General features: G+C 27.1%; 21 protein-coding genes. 10 read left to right on the plus strand and 11 right to left on the minus strand.

The features are described from left to right. The coding region (locus WAO74_RS00260; protein ID WP_422158706.1) for a 6-pyruvoyl trahydropterin synthase family protein at positions 1-281 on the plus strand (281 nt) is incomplete at its 5' end. A gap of 8 nt (positions 282-289) precedes the next feature. On the opposite strand, the gene WAO74_RS00265 is transcribed toward WAO74_RS00260, so the two are convergent. The 5 genes from WAO74_RS00265 to WAO74_RS00285 form a co-directional block, all read right to left on the minus strand. Then, entirely contained in the window at positions 290-1,222 is a 933-nt protein-coding gene (locus WAO74_RS00265) for a hypothetical protein (RefSeq protein WP_422158708.1), read from the minus strand. A gap of 251 nt (positions 1,223-1,473) precedes the next feature. Continuing rightward, entirely contained in the window at positions 1,474-2,439 is a 966-nt protein-coding gene (locus WAO74_RS00270) for a hypothetical protein (protein WP_422158709.1), read from the minus strand. 1,268 nt (positions 2,440-3,707) lie between these two features. Then, positions 3,708-4,580, minus strand: coding sequence for a hypothetical protein (locus WAO74_RS00275; protein ID WP_422158711.1), 873 nt, complete (start codon positions 4,578-4,580; stop codon positions 3,708-3,710). Positions 4,581-5,130: 550 nt separating this feature from the next. Then, positions 5,131-5,853, minus strand: coding sequence for a DUF6090 family protein (locus WAO74_RS00280; protein WP_422158712.1), 723 nt, complete (start codon positions 5,851-5,853; stop codon positions 5,131-5,133). 14 nt (positions 5,854-5,867) lie between these two features. Further along, positions 5,868-6,062 (minus strand): hypothetical protein, encoded by a 195-nt coding sequence (locus WAO74_RS00285; protein ID WP_422158714.1) that lies wholly within the window; start codon positions 6,060-6,062, stop codon positions 5,868-5,870. Between the two features lie 390 nt (positions 6,063-6,452). On the opposite strand from WAO74_RS00285, the gene kdsB reads away from it, so the two are divergent. The 4 genes from kdsB (at position 6,453) to WAO74_RS00305 (ending at position 8,512) form a co-directional block, all read left to right on the plus strand. Next, a complete protein-coding gene (gene kdsB / locus WAO74_RS00290) occupies positions 6,453-7,184 on the plus strand; it encodes a 3-deoxy-manno-octulosonate cytidylyltransferase (protein ID WP_422158715.1) in 732 nt (243 codons plus the stop codon). Beyond that, positions 7,184-7,876: an HAD family hydrolase gene (locus tag WAO74_RS00295; protein ID WP_422158716.1), complete on the plus strand. Its 693-nt coding sequence runs from the start codon at positions 7,184-7,186 to the stop codon at positions 7,874-7,876. Before kdsB ends, WAO74_RS00295 begins: the two co-directional genes overlap by 1 nt. A 38-nt stretch (positions 7,877-7,914) precedes the next feature. Continuing rightward, positions 7,915-8,175, plus strand: coding sequence for a hypothetical protein (locus WAO74_RS00300; protein WP_422158717.1), 261 nt, complete (start codon positions 7,915-7,917; stop codon positions 8,173-8,175). 142 nt (positions 8,176-8,317) lie between these two features. Further along, positions 8,318-8,512: a hypothetical protein gene (locus WAO74_RS00305; protein ID WP_422158718.1), complete on the plus strand. Its 195-nt coding sequence runs from the start codon at positions 8,318-8,320 to the stop codon at positions 8,510-8,512. Between the two features lie 33 nt (positions 8,513-8,545). Here the strand turns inward: WAO74_RS00305 and WAO74_RS00310 are convergent, their stop codons facing one another. The 4 genes from WAO74_RS00310 to WAO74_RS00325 are packed head-to-tail and all read right to left on the minus strand — an operon-like array spanning position 8,546 to position 11,644. Continuing rightward, the gene (locus WAO74_RS00310; RefSeq protein ID WP_422158719.1) at positions 8,546-9,007 is read right to left on the minus strand and encodes a sensor of ECF-type sigma factor; all 462 of its coding nucleotides are present in this window, start codon (positions 9,005-9,007) and stop codon (positions 8,546-8,548) included. Positions 9,008-9,017: 10 nt separating this feature from the next. After that, positions 9,018-9,557 (minus strand): hypothetical protein, encoded by a 540-nt coding sequence (locus WAO74_RS00315; protein WP_422158721.1) that lies wholly within the window; start codon positions 9,555-9,557, stop codon positions 9,018-9,020. Positions 9,558-9,589: 32 nt separating this feature from the next. Then, positions 9,590-10,138 carry an RNA polymerase sigma factor gene (locus WAO74_RS00320; RefSeq protein ID WP_422158723.1) on the minus strand — a complete coding sequence of 183 codons (549 nt, stop codon included), beginning with the start codon at positions 10,136-10,138 and terminating at the stop codon, positions 9,590-9,592. A 57-nt stretch (positions 10,139-10,195) separates the two neighbouring features. Continuing rightward, entirely contained in the window at positions 10,196-11,644 is a 1,449-nt protein-coding gene (locus WAO74_RS00325; RefSeq protein WP_422158724.1) for a TonB-dependent receptor, read from the minus strand. A 76-nt stretch (positions 11,645-11,720) separates the two neighbouring features. On the opposite strand from WAO74_RS00325, the gene WAO74_RS00330 reads away from it, so the two are divergent. The 5 genes from WAO74_RS00330 to WAO74_RS00350 all read left to right on the plus strand — a co-directional run bounded on the left by WAO74_RS00330 (position 11,721) and on the right by WAO74_RS00350 (position 15,808). After that, entirely contained in the window at positions 11,721-12,503 is a 783-nt protein-coding gene (locus WAO74_RS00330; RefSeq protein WP_422158725.1) for an MBL fold metallo-hydrolase, read from the plus strand. A 99-nt stretch (positions 12,504-12,602) separates the two neighbouring features. Continuing rightward, complete coding sequence (locus WAO74_RS00335) at positions 12,603-12,956, plus strand: hypothetical protein (RefSeq protein WP_422158726.1); 354 nt, start codon at positions 12,603-12,605, stop codon at positions 12,954-12,956. Then, positions 12,957-13,775, plus strand: a complete 819-nt coding sequence (locus tag WAO74_RS00340) for a cell envelope biogenesis protein OmpA (RefSeq protein WP_422158727.1) — start codon at positions 12,957-12,959, stop codon at positions 13,773-13,775. It abuts the gene before it with no gap. A gap of 18 nt (positions 13,776-13,793) precedes the next feature. Continuing rightward, a complete protein-coding gene (locus WAO74_RS00345) occupies positions 13,794-14,279 on the plus strand; it encodes a Rab family GTPase (RefSeq protein ID WP_422158728.1) in 486 nt (161 codons plus the stop codon). Positions 14,280-14,284: 5 nt separating this feature from the next. Next, a complete protein-coding gene (locus WAO74_RS00350; protein ID WP_422158729.1) occupies positions 14,285-15,808 on the plus strand; it encodes a hybrid sensor histidine kinase/response regulator in 1,524 nt (507 codons plus the stop codon). Between the two features lie 47 nt (positions 15,809-15,855). Here the strand turns inward: WAO74_RS00350 and WAO74_RS00355 are convergent, their stop codons facing one another. Together WAO74_RS00355 and WAO74_RS00360 are read right to left on the minus strand one after the other, a co-directional pair. Further along, on the minus strand, positions 15,856-16,494 hold the full coding sequence (locus WAO74_RS00355; RefSeq protein WP_422158730.1) for an alpha/beta hydrolase: 639 nt from the start codon (positions 16,492-16,494) through the stop codon (positions 15,856-15,858). 10 nt (positions 16,495-16,504) lie between these two features. Continuing rightward, the gene (locus WAO74_RS00360; protein WP_422158732.1) at positions 16,505-16,849 is read right to left on the minus strand and encodes a DUF4870 domain-containing protein; all 345 of its coding nucleotides are present in this window, start codon (positions 16,847-16,849) and stop codon (positions 16,505-16,507) included. Positions 16,850-16,851 lie beyond the last annotated feature (2 nt).

A 16,851-nucleotide genomic window follows, 5' to 3' on the forward strand; every position in this document is an offset into this window, starting at 1 on the left:
ATTACGAGCTAATCGTTTCTTTAACTGGAGAAATTGATAAAGAAACAGGTTATGTTTATGATTTAGGAATTTTAAGAAATATTATAAAATCAGAAATTGAAGATTGCTTTGATCATAAAAACTTAAATGTAGAAGTTCTTGAATTTCAGGAATTAAACCCAACAGCAGAGAATATTTGTGTTGTAACTTATGACAAGCTGAGAAAACACCTGCCAGAAAATTTAGATTTAAAAATTACTTTGTACGAAACTCCAAGAAACTTTGTGAGTTATTCTGGTTAATAAATAAATTAATTTTTAATCCCTGTTCTTCTTATAGTTTCTTTATTTACAGCATATTCTGTCATCGAATAATTGTAGTAAGCAAATCCTTTAAAATTTATTTTGTTGTAAATATTTTGTTTCTTCATTTCATCTATAAAAATTTTCTCTACATCATCTAACGAATTATAGGTTAAATAGCCTTTCATATATTCCAATTCAGATGAAAAAATTATATAAACTTCTGGCTTACAAGAACAATTTGAAACTATTTCTAGTCGCTTTTTAACCGTTTTAAAACTTTTTTTAGGTGTGTTTGCGAAACCACTAATAAGAATTCTATCTACATGTTTTGTAATATTTTTAATTTCATCAGCTTTAAAATTACCTAGATAAGCCTCTACTTTTATTTTTTTTGTACTTTCTTTAGTCAATAGGCTCATTATAGATAGAGATTCTTTGTAATAAATATAACTTCCATTTCTATTACATGGTATTCCATTTTTTCTTAGATAGTTTTCACAATAATAGCCACCAAACCTAGATGAATCGTATTTCCAATATTCATACTCTAAATTATATACATCAAATTGTTCATCAGGATTGTTTCTAGCTTTGTTGTAGGGCTCAATTTCATCAATAAAAAAAGCGCCATTTTCTCCAGAAGCTCCAATTTCTTGAATATTATAATCTTTTCTTGCTTTTAATATAAAATTTACGAGTAATATATTTTTGGAGTTATCAGCTAGATGAAAATACTTTTTGTCAATTTTGTCTAAATCATATAATATTAAACCAGTAAACTTATTGTCTTTTGCGAAAGAAAGTAGTTTGTTTTCTTTTTTTTCGTTTCCTATAATATTTTTAAAATCATCTACATATAAAGTTCTTTGCTGACAAAATATATTTGTTTGTGGAATAAAAAAAATAAAAAAAACTATTAAGATTTTTTTAATAAACATGGTTTGGGAGAATTAGAGTTTGTTAAAATGCAATTATCATTTTTAATAAAATTATGTAAAATTAATATTTTTTTTGTATTATTCGTAGTAAATATAATAATTTTTAAAGAATTATCAAAACAAAAAACACCAAAGCCTCCCACAGCATTGGTGTTTTGTCGTATATAAATTTGGTATCAACTAAAGAAAATCTAATCCCGTAAATATTTTTTAATTGAATATTTATATAGACTCAATATTTTATTAAAAAATTATTTAGATGCTATTGCATCCAAGTTTTCTTTAGCTTCTTTTTTGTATGCCAATGCTTGTAAGTAGTTGTAATAATCTACAGATTTTGCTAATTGATTGTAGTTGTAATATGTGAAATTTGTAAAATTTATATTCTTTAAAAGTTGTTTGTCTTCTGCTTGCATGCTATCCAAGAAAATCTTTTCTCCTTTTTTTAGTGAATTATACTTTAGCCAACCTCCCATAAATAAGGTTTCTGAAGAATAAATAATGGAAACGATTGGTTTTTTCTCTATTTCTGATAAAAATTGTAACCTTTTACTTACATAATTAAATCCTTTTTTTGGATCCCTAACGTATACATGCACCAATAATCTATCTACAAGTTTTGCGATTTTATTAATTTCATGCTTCTCGAATTTACCAACATAAGCCTCTATTTTTATTGGATGATTACTGTTGCCAGCCAAAGCTTTCATAGTAGAAAGAGAGTTTAAGAAAAAATCAAATGTTCCTGCTCTATCACAGGTTTTTCCATACCTTTTTAAGTAGCTTTCACAATAATATCCTCCTTCAGAAGAATCATCTTCTTTCCAATACTCGTATTCTAAATTATACGAATCAAATTTTTCATTCGGATTTTTTCTAGTTTTATTGTAAGCATGTATGGCATTCATAAAAAACTCGCCACTTTCGCCAGAACCACCAACTTCTTTTAAACCATAATTTACTTTTGCTTTATAAATAAATTTGGCTAGAATGTGGTTTTTTTTAGGATCTGCCAGTGGATAATATTTGTTCACTTTATGCAAATCATAGAGTATAATCTTGTCAAAACCGTTCTCTAACGTAAATTGTAATAGTTTCTCTTCTTTAAAAGTATTACCAAGAATGTGATAAAATTCATCTACATACAAGATTCTATCAGAACTGTAGGTTTTAAAAATAAGGAATAAGGCGATTAATAGAAATTTATGGAATTTCATGGCTAAAGGGATTTGGGGGTTAAAAATTTTTAAACGTTATTTTTTTAAATAAAAAAGAATGATTTATTTTGAGGGTTCAGCCAGCAGCTATGCTGGTTAAATTTATTTAAATAATAAAGTGCAATTTTTTCAAAACAGTTTCCAAGTTTAAATTGTAGTATTCTATCTTCTTGAAATCTGTTTTCAAGTTTATGATAAAATTCATGCACATACAAAATTCTTTCAGAACTGTAGGTTTTAAAAATAAGCAATAGTCGAATTAATAGAAATTTTGGGAATTTCATAACTAAAGGGATTAGGGGTTAATTTTTTTTTTAAACGTTATTTTTTTAAATAAAAAAGAATGATTTATTTTGAGGGTTCAGCCAGCAGCTATGCTGGTTAACTTTATTTAAATAATAAAGTGCAATTTTTTCAAAACAGTTTCCAAGTTTAAATTGTAGTATTCTATCTTCTTGAAATCTGTTTCCAAGTTTATGATAAAATTCATGCACGTACAAAATTCTTTCAGAACTGTAGGTTTTAAAAATAAGCAATAGTCGAATTAATAGAAATTTTGGGAATTTCATAACTAAGGGGATTAGGGGGTTAAAAAAGTTTTTTAAACGTTATTTATTTAAATAAAAAAGAATGCTATATTTTTTTGGGTTAACCATTGGTTAACTTTATTTAAATAATAAAGTACAATTTTTTCAAAACCGTTTTCGAGTTTAAATTGTGGTATTTTATCTTCTTTAAATGTGTTTCCAAGAGTATGATAAAATTTATTTACGCACAAAATGCTTTCAGAACTGTGAGTTTTAAAAAAAGGAAATAATGGAATTAATAGAAATTTTGGGAATTTCATAACTATAGGGATTAGGGGGTTAAAAAGTTTTTAAACGATATTTAATTAAATAAAAAAGAGTGCTATATTTTTTTGGGTTAAGCAGTAGTTAACTTTATTTAAATAGTAAGGTACAATTTTTTCAAAACCGTTTTCGAGCTTAAATTGTGGTATTTTATCTTCTTTAAATGTGTTTCCAAGAGTATGATAAAATTCATTTACGCACAAAATGCTTTCAGAACAATATGTTTTAATAATGGGAAACCTGAAAATGTATAGAAATTTTGGGAATTTCATAACTAGGGGATTAGGGGGTTAAAAGTTTTACAAATATATAATTTTTTTTAGAATAAAAAAAAAACTATGAAAAATTATAAAATTATTTTTGTGGTAAGTAAAAAACTATCAAAAAAATGTTGCTTCTAAAAAATCTTCATTCAATTTAATTTCTTGTGTACGAATAATAGTTTACGGATTTTTCTAAATCGGAGTAGGAATGATAACTAAAACCATCTAGATTTAATTTCTTCTCCATTTGAGAATTCACGATGTTCATTTCTTTAAAAAAAAGTTCTTCAGCTCTATCTAAATGATTAAACTTAAACCAATATCCTAAATGATCCATTTGTGAAGAAAGCATTATAGAAGTTTTTATTTTGCTAGTAATTTTGAGTAAATTCTCTAGATTATTCTTTGCAATTTCATAAGAAACTCTTGGGTTTTTGCCAAAAGCATGTATTAATAATCGATCGCAATATTGTGTAATTTTATTAATTTCATTTTGAGTAAAGTAGCCTACATACGCCTCTATCTGAATAGGGTTTTTATTATCTAAGGAAATTTCTTTTAACTCTTTCAAATTCTCAACAAAAAAATCAAACGAACCTTCTCTATTACATGGAATAGAGTTTCCTTCTAAATAATTCACACAATAATAACCTTCTATTCCAGATGCTTTTTTAGACCAATATTCATACTCTAGATTGTAAATATCAAATTTTTCTTCATTTTTTTCTCTGCTTTTGTTGTAAACATTTATAGTATTCGTAAAGAAGGATGCGCATTCTCCAGAAGCACCGATTTTAGATATATAATATTTGTTTTTAGCTTTCGAAATAAATTCTGCCAAAACGTTGTTTTTTCTTGGATCTGAGAGCGTAATTCTTTTATCAACTTTATTTAATTCGTATAAAATTAAGGTTGTAAAATTATATTTTTTAGCAAAAGATAGTAATTTATCTTCGCTGGTTGGACTTCCTAGAATATTACTAAAGTTATCTACATATAATGTTCTTTCTGAGGCAAATAACTTCATGAAAAACAATAGTATTATGTAGAAAAATAGTTGTTTTTTTATCACTTTATACTCCAATAAATTGAAGTAGCGAATATAGGTAAAATTATGAGGTCTTAAGGTCTGTTAATTTGCAGTTTAACAATACATTATATTTTCAATAATTAATGTTGATCATTTTTTTTGCTTTTTTTGTAGCCAATAAGCAAGCGAATTCCTAATCTTGCGAATAAAATAATTGCAATAATCATTATAATATTAAAACCGTCCATTATTTTTATTTTAAGATATATTGGTTAAGTATTTTCTTTAATTTACTTTTATTTTTTTCTTGTTCTATATAGTATTTAAATAATCTCTACTACTAAGGTATCTCTTTTTAAATTATTTGAAATGGTTTTAAGATATTATTAAATTCTTTTTGTCTAAATACTTTAATTTCTGTTATGAGACTGCAAAACGAGTTAAGACGATAATGATTGCCAAAAATATCCTTTATTAATTTATTTATTTTAGTCTTTAATTTTATCAAAGTTCGTTTTTTTAAATTTTTAAAAGAATTGAAGAAAGCTTAATTTATTCTTTTTTTAATATCGCTTAAAATGATGGTGGCTTCTTGATTAAAATTTTCAAGTATTTGTGCATATATTTTTATGTGTAAAAAATAAAAATTTGCAACTCTATTTTTGTAATCTGGGTCGTTTAAAGCATAATCTATAAAACCATCTAAATTTCTTCCAGTAATATAATCTGCAAACCAATGGTAATTGTTTTTCCAATCTGTGTAATTACTTTTTAAATCTTCCGAAATTATTCCATCATCTGCATGCAATTCTACTAGTTGTTTTGTATAAAACTGCATTGCTCTTAACTGCAAACTATCTTTATAATATTTTGAATTATTCGTATATTTTGCCAATAAATTATATCCGTTTTTATTGATTGTTAAATCGGGATAACCCGTAATAACTCTTGTACAAAATAAACAATTTTTATAATCTTCTTTGGTTATTTTATTGTTTAGTATTCTCTGAAAAATGGAATCTCTAATTTTATATTGTTCTATAATTTCATCTACATGTTTAATATCTTGTTTTAAATCTTCAGATATTATTGTATAGATATTTTGTAGCTCTTGTTTTTGTTTATTGGTTTCACTCCAGTCATTAATACTAACAGCAATTAAAATACCTATTACAACCAGTACAATTTCGCCAATAGCATATTTTATATATTTTGATGATTGGTTTTTCATGGTGTAATTTTGTCTTATTTTTCTGAAGAATTTTATCATAAATAATGTATTAATTAGCTGCCTGTTTTACCATCACCATCTATATCTTTTTCAAGATAATTTTCTAAAGCAATTAGCGTTTTTTTAAGAATTAATTTGGTTTCGATAAGTTCTTTTTCAAGTTGTAAAACTCGATCTTCTAAATTTTTAGATTTTTCGCTTTGTTCTTGTATTTCGTTTTGTTGTATTAAATCCCAGAAAATTCCCATAGTATAGTTTTTAGTTGATTATATGTGTTTTGTTATTTAAAAAAAAAATAAGTTACAGATTTGATTCATAGTAATTTACTTTTTAAAAATAAGGCATTAAAAATTCAAAAATACAATTTTTTACTTCTTTTATTTTTCTAATGTTTGCTTATTGCCTAATTCCTTTTTTACCTTAGAATAATTTATGTGAAATACTAAGAATTATAATTCTAGTAGTAAAACCTAAAAAAAAGCAGAATAAAGCCATACAATAGTATAAATAACTTCTACATATTCTAACATGCTTTTCAAAGATTTTGCTTTTACTTCATTCAAAGTTATGAGAAAAGTTAAAATAGAATAAACACTATTTATTTAAATATTATCTTTGATGTATCAATAAAAATTTTTATGAAAGTAATTGCAATGATTCCTGCACGCTATAATGCATCTCGTTTTCCAGGGAAATTAATGAAAGATTTAGGTGGAAAATCGGTAATTTTAAGAACCTATGAAGCTGCATTAAATAGTAAATTATTTAGCGAGGTTTATGTAGTTACAGATTCTGATATTATTTTTAATCATATTAAAAATGCTAATGGAAAAGTACTTTTAAGTATAAAAGAACACGAGTGTGGTTCTGATAGAATTGCAGAAGCTGTGGAGTTTATGGATGTAGATGTTGTAGTTAATGTGCAAGGAGATGAACCTTTTATAGATGAAATTTCGCTATCAAAATTAGTGGAAGTTTTTAAAAATGATGTTAAAAAAGAAATTGATTTGGCATCTTTAAAAGTGCAAATAAAAGAGCAAGTAGAAATAGAAAATCCTAATAATGTAAAAGTAATTACAGATGTAAATAATATGGCGCTTTACTTTTCTAGAAGCGTAATTCCTTATCACAGAGATACAAATATCGAAGTAAAATATTATAAACATAAAGGTGTTTATGCGTTTAGAAAACAAGCTCTAATCGATTTTTACAACACACCCATTACACCTTTAGAAGCCGCAGAAAAAATTGAAGCCATTAGATATCAAGAAATAGGTAAAAAAATTAAAATGGTAGAAACTACTTTTGAGGCTGTAGGAATTGATACCCCAGAAGATTTAGAAAAAGCAATTAAATTTTTAGGTAAATAATGTATAAAAACATAAAAGTTATTGCTTTTGATGCTGATGACACTTTATGGGTGAACGAAACTTATTTTAGAGAAGCAGAGCATCAATTCGCAAAATTATTAGCAAAATACGAAACTGAAAATAAAATAGATCAAGAGCTTTTTAGAAAAGAAATAGAAAATCTTGCCTATTATGGCTATGGAGTCAAAGGTTTTATATTATCGATGATAGAATGTGCTTTAGAATTATCTAACTATAAAATTAACCCAAAAACCATTGAGGCAATTTTAAACATAGGTAAAAAAATGCTAAATGAACCTATAGAATTATTAGATGGAATAGAGGAGGTTTTAAGCTCTTTACAAGATAGGTTTAAATTAATAGTTGCTACAAAAGGAGATTTGTTAGACCAAGAGAGAAAACTTGAAAAATCGAATTTGCTTAACTATTTTCATCATATAGAAGTAATGAGCGATAAGAAAGAGAAAGATTACAAAAAACTCATAAAACATTTAGATATTCATCCATCAGAGTTTTTAATGATTGGTAATTCTTTAAAATCAGATGTTTTGCCATTAATAGAAATTGGTGCATCAGCAATTCACATTCCTTTTCACACAACTTGGGCACATGAAGAAATTTCTGAAGAAGCTTCGAATAATTTCAAGTATCATACTGTTGCAAATATAAAAGATGTTTTAAGGCTCTTTTAAATAAATAAACTAACTTTGCACCAATTAAATAATGAATTATGGCAAGTATAAAAAACTTAAAGAAAGATATTAACTACGTTTTAGGAGATGTTATAGAATATGCATTAGATGTAGCTACGTTAAAAAATGAACCTAAAAAGGGAGAGGCTATTATAGATGAAGCTATTGATACATTCGATACTCTAATTGCAAAAGTAAATGCAAATAAAGTAGAAAATAAAAAAGCACACTATAAAGCTATAAACGCAGCATTAGAAACTGAAGCTAAAGCTTTGGTTGAAAAGATTAACGGTTTATAGTTTTTATGAGCTAATTATATTAACATTTTATAAACAAAATTTTAAGACCAACATCTGTAAAAGATGTTGGTTTTTTTATTATTTTTGAGTATACTAAAAGGATTTAGTTTACGTTTTATATATAAGTAAATACTATAATATTATGGCTAGAGCAATGTTCGAGTACACATTAACTGTATTACAAAAAGTAAGTTTTAATTCAGATTTGTTCTGTAAAGAATTGGGGAAAGCCCTAAAAATCTTATTGCCTTACGAAATTAAAGAGTTAACAATTTGGTTAAGAGAATTTACTGCAAACAAACCAGAATTATTTGTTTGTATGAATTTAATAAAATAAAAAAAGGAAGCTATTAGCTTCCTTTTTTTATAATTATTCCCTGTTTGTAGAATCTTTTCTTTTATATTTCCTCATTAGTTTTCTAGCGAATTCCATTTCTGAGACTTGTAGTTTAATTAACTTTTTGTAAGAAATAACTGTTCTTATTTTTTCAATAAATCTTTCTTGAATTTCAATTAATTTCTTATCGCCTTTTATTTTTAAATTAATTAATTTTTCAGCTTCCTGCTCACTTATAGAATCTATAGAGCCATTCTTTTGAATTAAAGCTTTTAATCGGGTTCTATTCTCGTTTCTTAAGTTGTTTTGTTCTTTATCGTAAGCATTGTATATAGGCCAAAACTTTTCGGCCTCAAGAGAGGTTAAATTCAATTGCTCAGTTAAATAAGCAATTTTAAGTGTATTAATTTTTTCTCTACTTTCTTTATTCATTTGCGCTGATAAAGAAATTACACAGAATAAACAGATACTAATTAAGGTTATTTGTTTTTTCATCATCTATATTTTAATTGAATTCATTTAACAAAGATGTATTATCGATAGAATTTATATAATCTTCGATAGTTTCGTCTTTTATTTCATAGAAAGAAAACGCATGGTCTTCTAAAATATCTTCTTGTAAAATTAAAACAACATCATTGGTATTAATAGTGCTAGATTCTAACCAATATTCAATATCATTATCAGAAAGAGAGTCTAAAGTTAAAATTTCTTTGGCATCAAAAACATAAGAATTCAAACCAAGAAATAATACAATAGAGGCTGCTGCTGCATAAGGTATCATTTTTAAAACTCTTTCTTTTAAAGAAATAATTTTTGTTACTTTTTCTTTGGATGTAACTTTCTCTAAAACAACATCTTCTAAGTTTTTAAAGTAATTATTTGGAACATTAAACGCGATTTTATTTGAGAAATTTTCTGCTACAATTTTAGTGGTAATAGTTTCTTCTAAATTAGTAAAATAGTCTGTAGGAGCAGAAAAACCAGTTTTCTTGCCAGTTTTTCTATTAATAAATTCTTCGCTATTTTTTAAATCGTTTTCCATATATTATTTAGACCTTTATTTTTATAAAAGGTTTAATCTGAATTTGCTTTTATAAAAGCTTCTATTTTTTTTATTGCATGAAAATAAGAGGCTTTTAACGCGCCAACAGAGGTTTCTAGAATAGTTGACATTTCTTCATATTTTAACTCATCAAAATATTTCATATTAAAAACGAGTTGCTGTTTTTGTGGCAAAGTTGCAATTGCTTTTTGTAAAATTAACTGAATTTCATCTCCAGAAAAAAACACATCGCTTTGTAAAGTGCTCACTAAGTTTTGATGATAATCGGAGATGTCTAAGTTTCTCTCCTTGGCTCTTTTGTTTATAAATGTGATAGATTCGTTTGTGGCAATTCTATACATCCAAGAGTACAATTTACTTTCTTGATTAAATTTTTCGATGTTTTTAAAAATTTTGATAAACGTATTTTGTAAAACATCATCAGCATCATCATGCGTAATAACAATTTTACGAATGTGCCAATATAAACGTTCTTTATATAGCGTTATTAAAACACGAAAAGCTTTTTCTCTTGTTTTGCTATTTTGTAGTTCTGCTATTAAAGTTATTTCGTCTGTCAAAAAAAAATGCTTTTACATAAGACAAAGAAATACTAAAAAGGTTTAAAGTAAAAGAGATTAATTTTTAGATCTAGTTCTAGAGTAACCAAATAAACGTTTTTGTTTTATGGTTTCAGCAATGCCTTCTGGCAACATTTCTTCCCAGCCTTTTTCGCCATCCATAATCATTTTCAGAACGGTTCTAGAAAAAATATCTAAAATGTCTTTGTCAAAATCTTTTATATCAAGAAGTTTACCATTGTTTTTAAAGAATTTGTACAACTCTTTCATTCTTGGGTGAACTTTTAAATTATCGCTATTTATATATTCGCCAGAAGCAGGGTCATGGTAAGGATACATGTATACTTTTAAATCTCTATAAAAAAGTTTACCAAAAGCCTCTAAAATTCCACCACTTAAATCTCTGTAATATTTCTCGTCAAAAATTTGAATCAGATTATAAACACCCATTGCAAGTGCCATTCTTTCTTTGGTAAATTCACTAAAATACTCTACTAATTTAAAATATTGTTGAAAACTAGTAATCATTACATTTTGCCCCAAAGAACAAAGTAATTCGGCTCTATCTAAAAAGTCTCTTTCGTTAATTTCTCCTTCAGCAGTTAAATTACTCAGAGTAATTTCAAAAATAATTTGAGTTTTCTTTTCTTCAACTTTATTTTCTGCAAAAAACATTTTTTTAGATTGCTCAAACATGTCCATATTCACCTTTGTAACAGGTCTAAAACTTCCACGTAAAGCTAAAATATTTTTTTTGTAAAGCTCATGAGCAGGCAATAAGTTATTACCATCAGGACCAAACATTACTGCATTTGTCATTCCATTTTTAAGCAATTGTAAACTCATTAATCTATTGTCTACATACATAAAACGCGGGCCAGAGAAATTAATCATATCAATTTCTATTTGGTGGCTACCTAAATTATCGTAAAAAGATTTTACCATTTCTTTAGGATTATCATTTAAATAAAAAGCACCATAGATTAGATTAACACCTAAAACACCAAGAGTTTCTTGTTGCAAACGTGCATCTGTTTCTTTAAAACGAAGATGCAGTACAATTTCATTATAACCTTCTAAAGGATCTAATTGAAAACGAATTCCTACCCAACCATGACCTTTAAATTTTCTTGCAAAATCTATAGTTGTAACCGTATTTGCGTAACTAAAAAATAGTTTGTCTGGGTGTTTTTGTCTACTTAATCTGTCTTCTATTAAATCGATTTCGTGACGCAACATTTTTTTTAAACGAGACTCAGTTACATAACGTTTGTCTTCTTCAATACCGTAAATTGCATCAGAGAAATCTTTATCGTAAGCACTCATTGCTTTTGCAATTGTACCAGAAGCAGCACCCGATCTAAAAAAATTACGAGCAGTTTCTTGACCTGCGCCAATTTCTGCAAAAGTTCCGTAAATGTCTGTATTTAGGTTAATTCTTAATGCTTTACTTTTTGTTGTAGGTACACTACTTATTTTTTGATCTCCTTTTAAAGAAATTGCCATGATTGCTGTTTTAAAATGATAACAAATGTACTAAATTAGAGTGCTAATAGACAATTTTTATCTTATTTTTGTTTTAATGAGTAATGATAAAAAACTGTTAAATATTACTTTTTTAGGCACTGGTACTTCACAGGGTATCCCAATGATTGCAAGTAACGATCCTGTTTGCCTATCAAAGAATCGCAAAGACAAAAGGTTACGTTCGTCTATTTTAATTTCTTACAAAGAAAAATCTTATGTAATAGATTGTGGGCCAGATTTTAGACAACAAATGTTGCGTGAAAATGTACAGTTAATTAATGGAGTTTTATTTACACACGAGCATTCAGACCACACTGCAGGTATAGACGATTTAAGACCATTTTGTTATAAAATAGGAGAGATGCCTACTTATTTAAATAAAAGAACTTTAGAAAGTTTAGAACAACGTTTTCAATATATTTTTAGCAAGGAGAACAGATATCCAGGAGCTCCAAGTGTAAATCCAAATTTAGTTGATAAAGACATTTTTTTTATTGATGATTTAAAAGTGACTCCTTTAGAAATAATGCATGGTAATTTGCCTGTAACTGCTTATAGAATTGAAAATTTCGCTTATTTAACAGATGTTAAAAGCGTAGCAACATCAGAAAAAGAGAAATTAAAAAATTTAGATGTTTTAGTGGTAAATGCGTTAAGAATAGAAAAGCATCCCACTCATTTTAATTTAGAAGAAGCATTAAATTTTGTCAGAGAAATCAAACCAAAAAAAACATATTTTACCCACATTAGTCATAAATTAGGCTTTCATAAAGAAGTGTCTAAATTATTACCTAAAAATGTTTTTTTAGCTTTCGATGGCTTAAAAATTAAAGTATAGGTTTTGGTAATTTGTTTTTTAATGTATATTTGTCTCTACAGCTGTTGTTTTCAAGACAATAGTTTATAATATTTAAATTATTAATCAACAGAAAAATCCATGGCAAAAAATACTGAGCACAATAATGAAACTATTGGTAATCAGCAAATTGATAATAGAATTGCTGCAGTTAGGGACTTAATATTTGGTGAAAACATACAACAATACAATTCAGAATTTCAAGAGGTTTCTAATAAATTAAAGGCGTTACAAGGAGAAACTAAAAAGAATCTCGAAGATTCTGTAAGTCATTTAGAAAATAAATTGGCAGATTTAGAGAGTTTAATGGAACACAAATTTCAGGACCTAAATGACGATTTAGAAAAAAGAATTGCTGATTTAGATGATGAAAAGGCAGATAGAAAAAAATTAGGAAAAGCCCTTGAGAAAATTGCAATGATGTTGCAAGAATAGATGAAAAACTTAATTGTAGACAATAATAAAGAAAACAACAGTTTTGAATTACTAAAAGAACTTTTATTAAAGGAAGATAGGCAAGATCTAAAATCTCTAAAAGACGAGTTTTTAGAAAAAGAGAAATTTAGAAGTAAAGTTTCTCCAGTAGTTGATGAAAAAATTCAGGATCTAAAAGAAAGATTTCCAGAATATTTTGGAGAAACTATTACACAGACTATAAAAATTCAAATTAGAGATTCGCAAGACGAAGTTGTGGAAGCACTCTACCCAATTATGGGTAAATTGGTGAAGAAGTTTATTGTTGCAGAAATTACGAAACTTTCAGAAAATATTAATGAAACTATAAATAATAAATTTTCTATTACACAGATAATAAAACGACTGTTTAAAGGAAAAAAGACAGATGCAGAAGATGTTTTACAAGAAGTTTTTGAACCTATTATAGAAGAAGTTTTTGTGATTAGCGAGAATTCTGGGTTGTTAATTGGAAATTATTCTAGAGGTAATATTGCAGATAAAGACATGATTTCTGGCATGTTAACTGCCATAAAGTCTTTTGCTGAAGATGCATTCTCTAAAGAAGGACAAGATTTAGAAGATATTAAGTTCGAAACTTTTCAATTGTCTATGCAAAACTTTAAATCTATTTACATTGCTACTGCAACATCTGGAGCATTAAATAGGGAGTTTAAAGATATTTTATCAGAAAATTTGAACACCTTAGCAGAAAAAATTCTAAGAGATAGAACCTATCTTACAGATGAAATTCGATTAAATATGTTAATAGAAAAGATTCTTATAAATACCGAAGATTAGAATATTACCAAAAAAAGAATGGTTGCAAAAAAAGTTTTATTAGTAGGGAATTTTGGAGTTGGAAAAACATCTATCATTAGACGATTTGTTTTAAATGATTTTTCTGAAGATTACATAAGTACAATTGGGGTTAGAGTAAGCACTAAAGAAATTCAAATTAAAAATGAAGAAATTAAGTTGCTTATTTGGGATATTGCTGGCACAAATAACGATGAAATGGTACCGAAAGCATATTTTTTAGGGGCTAGTGCAGCCATGTATGTTTTCGATTTAAGCAGAGAAGAAACGTATATAAATTTAGAAAAGCAATTAGAGATGATTAAAAGCCTTTCTGGGTTAGAAAATATTATTGTTGTGGGCAATAAAAAAGATCTTGTAACTGAACAAGAACTGGAGGAAGTAAAAAATAAAATTTCTGTAAAAGTAGATATTTTTACGAGTGCGAAAGATGATGATAATGTAGAATTTGCATTTAAGAACTTGGCACTACAATCTTTAAATTAAAACCATTGAGATCATCTAAAATTGATAAAGTATTTATAGAATTAATAACAAATTTAAATGGTGTTATTCAAAGTATAGTTGCAGGTAAATTCGCGTATTCAACTTTTACTATGCAAGAAACTATTTTTAAAAATTGCCCTTATTTAGAAGGAACTTTAGAAGCTTTAAAAACAAGCGAACCTTTTCTTTTAGAAGGGATGGTTTTAAAAGAGGGAGACAAAGAATACAATGTAGATTTAGAATTATTTAAATCTAACAACGAAGTTTCTATTTTAATTCATAATCGAACAAATGTTTACAAGGTTGTAAAAGAATTAAATCAAAGTAGAAACGATTTATTTTTCTTAAAAAGAGAAATTATTGAAAAGAATAAAGAACTTATAGCGCTAAGAAAAATTGCAGACAAAGCAAACGAAGAAAAATCTCGTTTTTTAGCAATGATGAGTCACGAAATTCGAAACCCTTTAAATGTAATTTTAGGATATACAGAGCTTATTAATAAAGAAAAAACTCCACTTCAAATACAAGATTATTTAAAATACTTAACTATTTCTGGTCAAAACTTAAAAGTTATTGTTGATGATATTTTAGATTTATCTAGAGTAGAAGCTGGTAAATTATTATTGATTAATGAGCCAATTAATATTGCTGACATTTTAAATCAAATAGAAGATAATTATAAAAGTAATCATAGCGATTTGGATATCAAATTAAATTTTGATGTTGCTAAAAATTTGCCAAAATTGGTTATGGGCGATAATGTTCGTCTAATTCAGATTTTAACAAATTTAATTAATAACTCTATAAAATTTACGCCAAGAGGTTCTGTTACAACTGTGGTAGAAACAATTTCTGTTGATGAAAATAATACGTTAATTAGATTTAAAGTAATAGATACTGGTAGAGGAATGACAGAAGAGCAAGCTGCAAAAGTTTTTGAAGAATACCAACAAAATAGATTGAGTGATAACAGATTGCACAAAGGTGTTGGTTTAGGTTTGGCTATTGTAAAACGTTTGGTAAATGAAATGAAAGGTGCTATAGTTGTGGAAAGTTTTCTTAGATATGGTACCACAATTAGTATTGATATTCCTTTTAAAATTGCTACGAATTCTGATTTAATAGAAGATGATGATAGGGATTCCTATGAAATTACATCACTTAAGGACAAGAAAATTTTAGTTGCAGATGACAACTTTTTGAATCTTTCTATTGTTTCTCATATTCTTAAAAAAGAGGCAGCAAATTATCTTTTGGTAAAAGATGGAGTAGAAGCTATGGAAGCCATGGAAAAGACCACTTTCGATATTGTTTTACTAGATATTAACATGCCAAATCTTTCTGGAGAAGATTTGATAAAACGTAAAGAAAAACTTCAAAAATCGAATACTAAAATTCCATTTTTAGCAATGACTGCTAATAATTCACAAGAAGATGTTGAGCATTATTTAAAAATTGGTTTTGTAGATGTAATTCCTAAACCTTTTACAGCCATTCAGTTTGTTGAAATTTTAAAGAAGAATATTTAGTTAATCTCTATTTTTTAATAGAAAATCAATAAAGAAAAACACCTTTTCTACAAACGCTCTTCAATCCAAGATTTAAAACTGTAAAAGTTTTGTGGTGCAACTCCATGCCCAACGTTGTATTCAGAATACACATTTTGCACACCTAAATTATCTAAAAATGGTTTGCTTTTTCTGGCCCAAGCTATAGGTAAAACTTGGTCTACAGTGCCATGAGAACAATAATAAGCTGTTTTTATTTTGTTAGAAATTTGTTTCGGAATCATCTTGTCATTAATATAGCCACTTAAAGCAATAACATAATTCACTTTATTAGGGTACATAAAACTTAAAGAATAACTTAAAATAGCTCCTTGACTAAAACCCAGTAAAAAAGTTTTATCAGCAGCTGTGTTGTATTTTGCTTTTATTTCATCAATAAAAATGGCAATTTTATCAATAGATTCTTTGGCTTGTTTTAAGTCTGAAAATTTTCCATTCGCATCATCAAAATTAATAGCATACCAGGCATAACCTCCATAAACTATTTCATAAGGTGCTTGTGCACTTACAATTAGCATTTCTTTAGGCAGTTCTTCTGCAAATGAAAACAAGTCTTGCTCATTGCTTCCATAACCATGCAATAAAATTAATAATGGCGGGTTTTTGCTCTCTAAAATTGGCTTTCTTACTATGTAATGCAAACTCATAACTATTTATTTAAATTCCCTGAAACCAATTCTGAAAATACTCGCCAAGAACTGGCACTTCTTTTTCTTCTTCTTTTATAGCGCCAATTAAAGAAATAATCCAAAGGATAAATAAGAAAACTCCTACCAACCAACCAGCAGTTCCTCCTAAATATTTATAGACAATTACGCCATTTAGAAATTGAGCTAAGTTCAGCCCAATCATTTGTCGAATGTAAAAACTTGTAAACGTATTCTTTTTGTTAAGGTTCATTACATAGGCAATTATTAAACCTACAATCCAAAAATGAGAAATAACTGCAGCTACTTTTCCTTCGCTTGTATTTTCGTTTTCTTCAAAATCTAATATTTCCATAA

The sequence above is a fragment of the Polaribacter sp. genome (genome assembly GCF_049276715.1).
Lineage (GTDB): Bacteria > Bacteroidota > Bacteroidia > Flavobacteriales > Flavobacteriaceae > Polaribacter.

Bases quoted from the DNA above. Each gene is read 5' to 3' on its own strand.
- WAO74_RS00300 (WP_422158717.1), top strand. From the start codon at position 7,915: ATGGCAAGTATAAAAAACTTAAAGAAAGATATTAACTACGTTTTAGGA.
- WAO74_RS00305 (WP_422158718.1), top strand. From the start codon at position 8,318: ATGGCTAGAGCAATGTTCGAGTACACATTAACTGTATTACAAAAAGTA.
- WAO74_RS00355 (WP_422158730.1), bottom strand. From the start codon at position 16,494: ATGAGTTTGCATTACATAGTAAGAAAGCCAATTTTAGAGAGCAAAAAC.
- WAO74_RS00280 (WP_422158712.1), bottom strand. From the start codon at position 5,853: ATGATAAAATTCTTCAGAAAAATAAGACAAAATTACACCATGAAAAAC.
- WAO74_RS00265 (WP_422158708.1), bottom strand. From the start codon at position 1,222: ATGTTTATTAAAAAAATCTTAATAGTTTTTTTTATTTTTTTTATTCCA.
- kdsB (WP_422158715.1), top strand. From the start codon at position 6,453: ATGAAAGTAATTGCAATGATTCCTGCACGCTATAATGCATCTCGTTTT.
- WAO74_RS00315 (WP_422158721.1), bottom strand. From the start codon at position 9,557: ATGGAAAACGATTTAAAAAATAGCGAAGAATTTATTAATAGAAAAACT.
- WAO74_RS00340 (WP_422158727.1), top strand. From the start codon at position 12,957: ATGAAAAACTTAATTGTAGACAATAATAAAGAAAACAACAGTTTTGAA.
- WAO74_RS00285 (WP_422158714.1), bottom strand. From the start codon at position 6,062: ATGGGAATTTTCTGGGATTTAATACAACAAAACGAAATACAAGAACAA.
- WAO74_RS00360 (WP_422158732.1), bottom strand. From the start codon at position 16,849: ATGGAAATATTAGATTTTGAAGAAAACGAAAATACAAGCGAAGGAAAA.
- WAO74_RS00295 (WP_422158716.1), top strand. From the start codon at position 7,184: ATGTATAAAAACATAAAAGTTATTGCTTTTGATGCTGATGACACTTTA.
- WAO74_RS00345 (WP_422158728.1), top strand. From the start codon at position 13,794: ATGGTTGCAAAAAAAGTTTTATTAGTAGGGAATTTTGGAGTTGGAAAA.
- WAO74_RS00335 (WP_422158726.1), top strand. From the start codon at position 12,603: ATGGCAAAAAATACTGAGCACAATAATGAAACTATTGGTAATCAGCAA.
- WAO74_RS00330 (WP_422158725.1), top strand. From the start codon at position 11,721: ATGAGTAATGATAAAAAACTGTTAAATATTACTTTTTTAGGCACTGGT.
- WAO74_RS00275 (WP_422158711.1), bottom strand. From the start codon at position 4,580: ATGAAGTTATTTGCCTCAGAAAGAACATTATATGTAGATAACTTTAGT.
- WAO74_RS00270 (WP_422158709.1), bottom strand. From the start codon at position 2,439: ATGAAATTCCATAAATTTCTATTAATCGCCTTATTCCTTATTTTTAAA.
- WAO74_RS00310 (WP_422158719.1), bottom strand. From the start codon at position 9,007: ATGAAAAAACAAATAACCTTAATTAGTATCTGTTTATTCTGTGTAATT.
- WAO74_RS00325 (WP_422158724.1), bottom strand. From the start codon at position 11,644: ATGGCAATTTCTTTAAAAGGAGATCAAAAAATAAGTAGTGTACCTACA.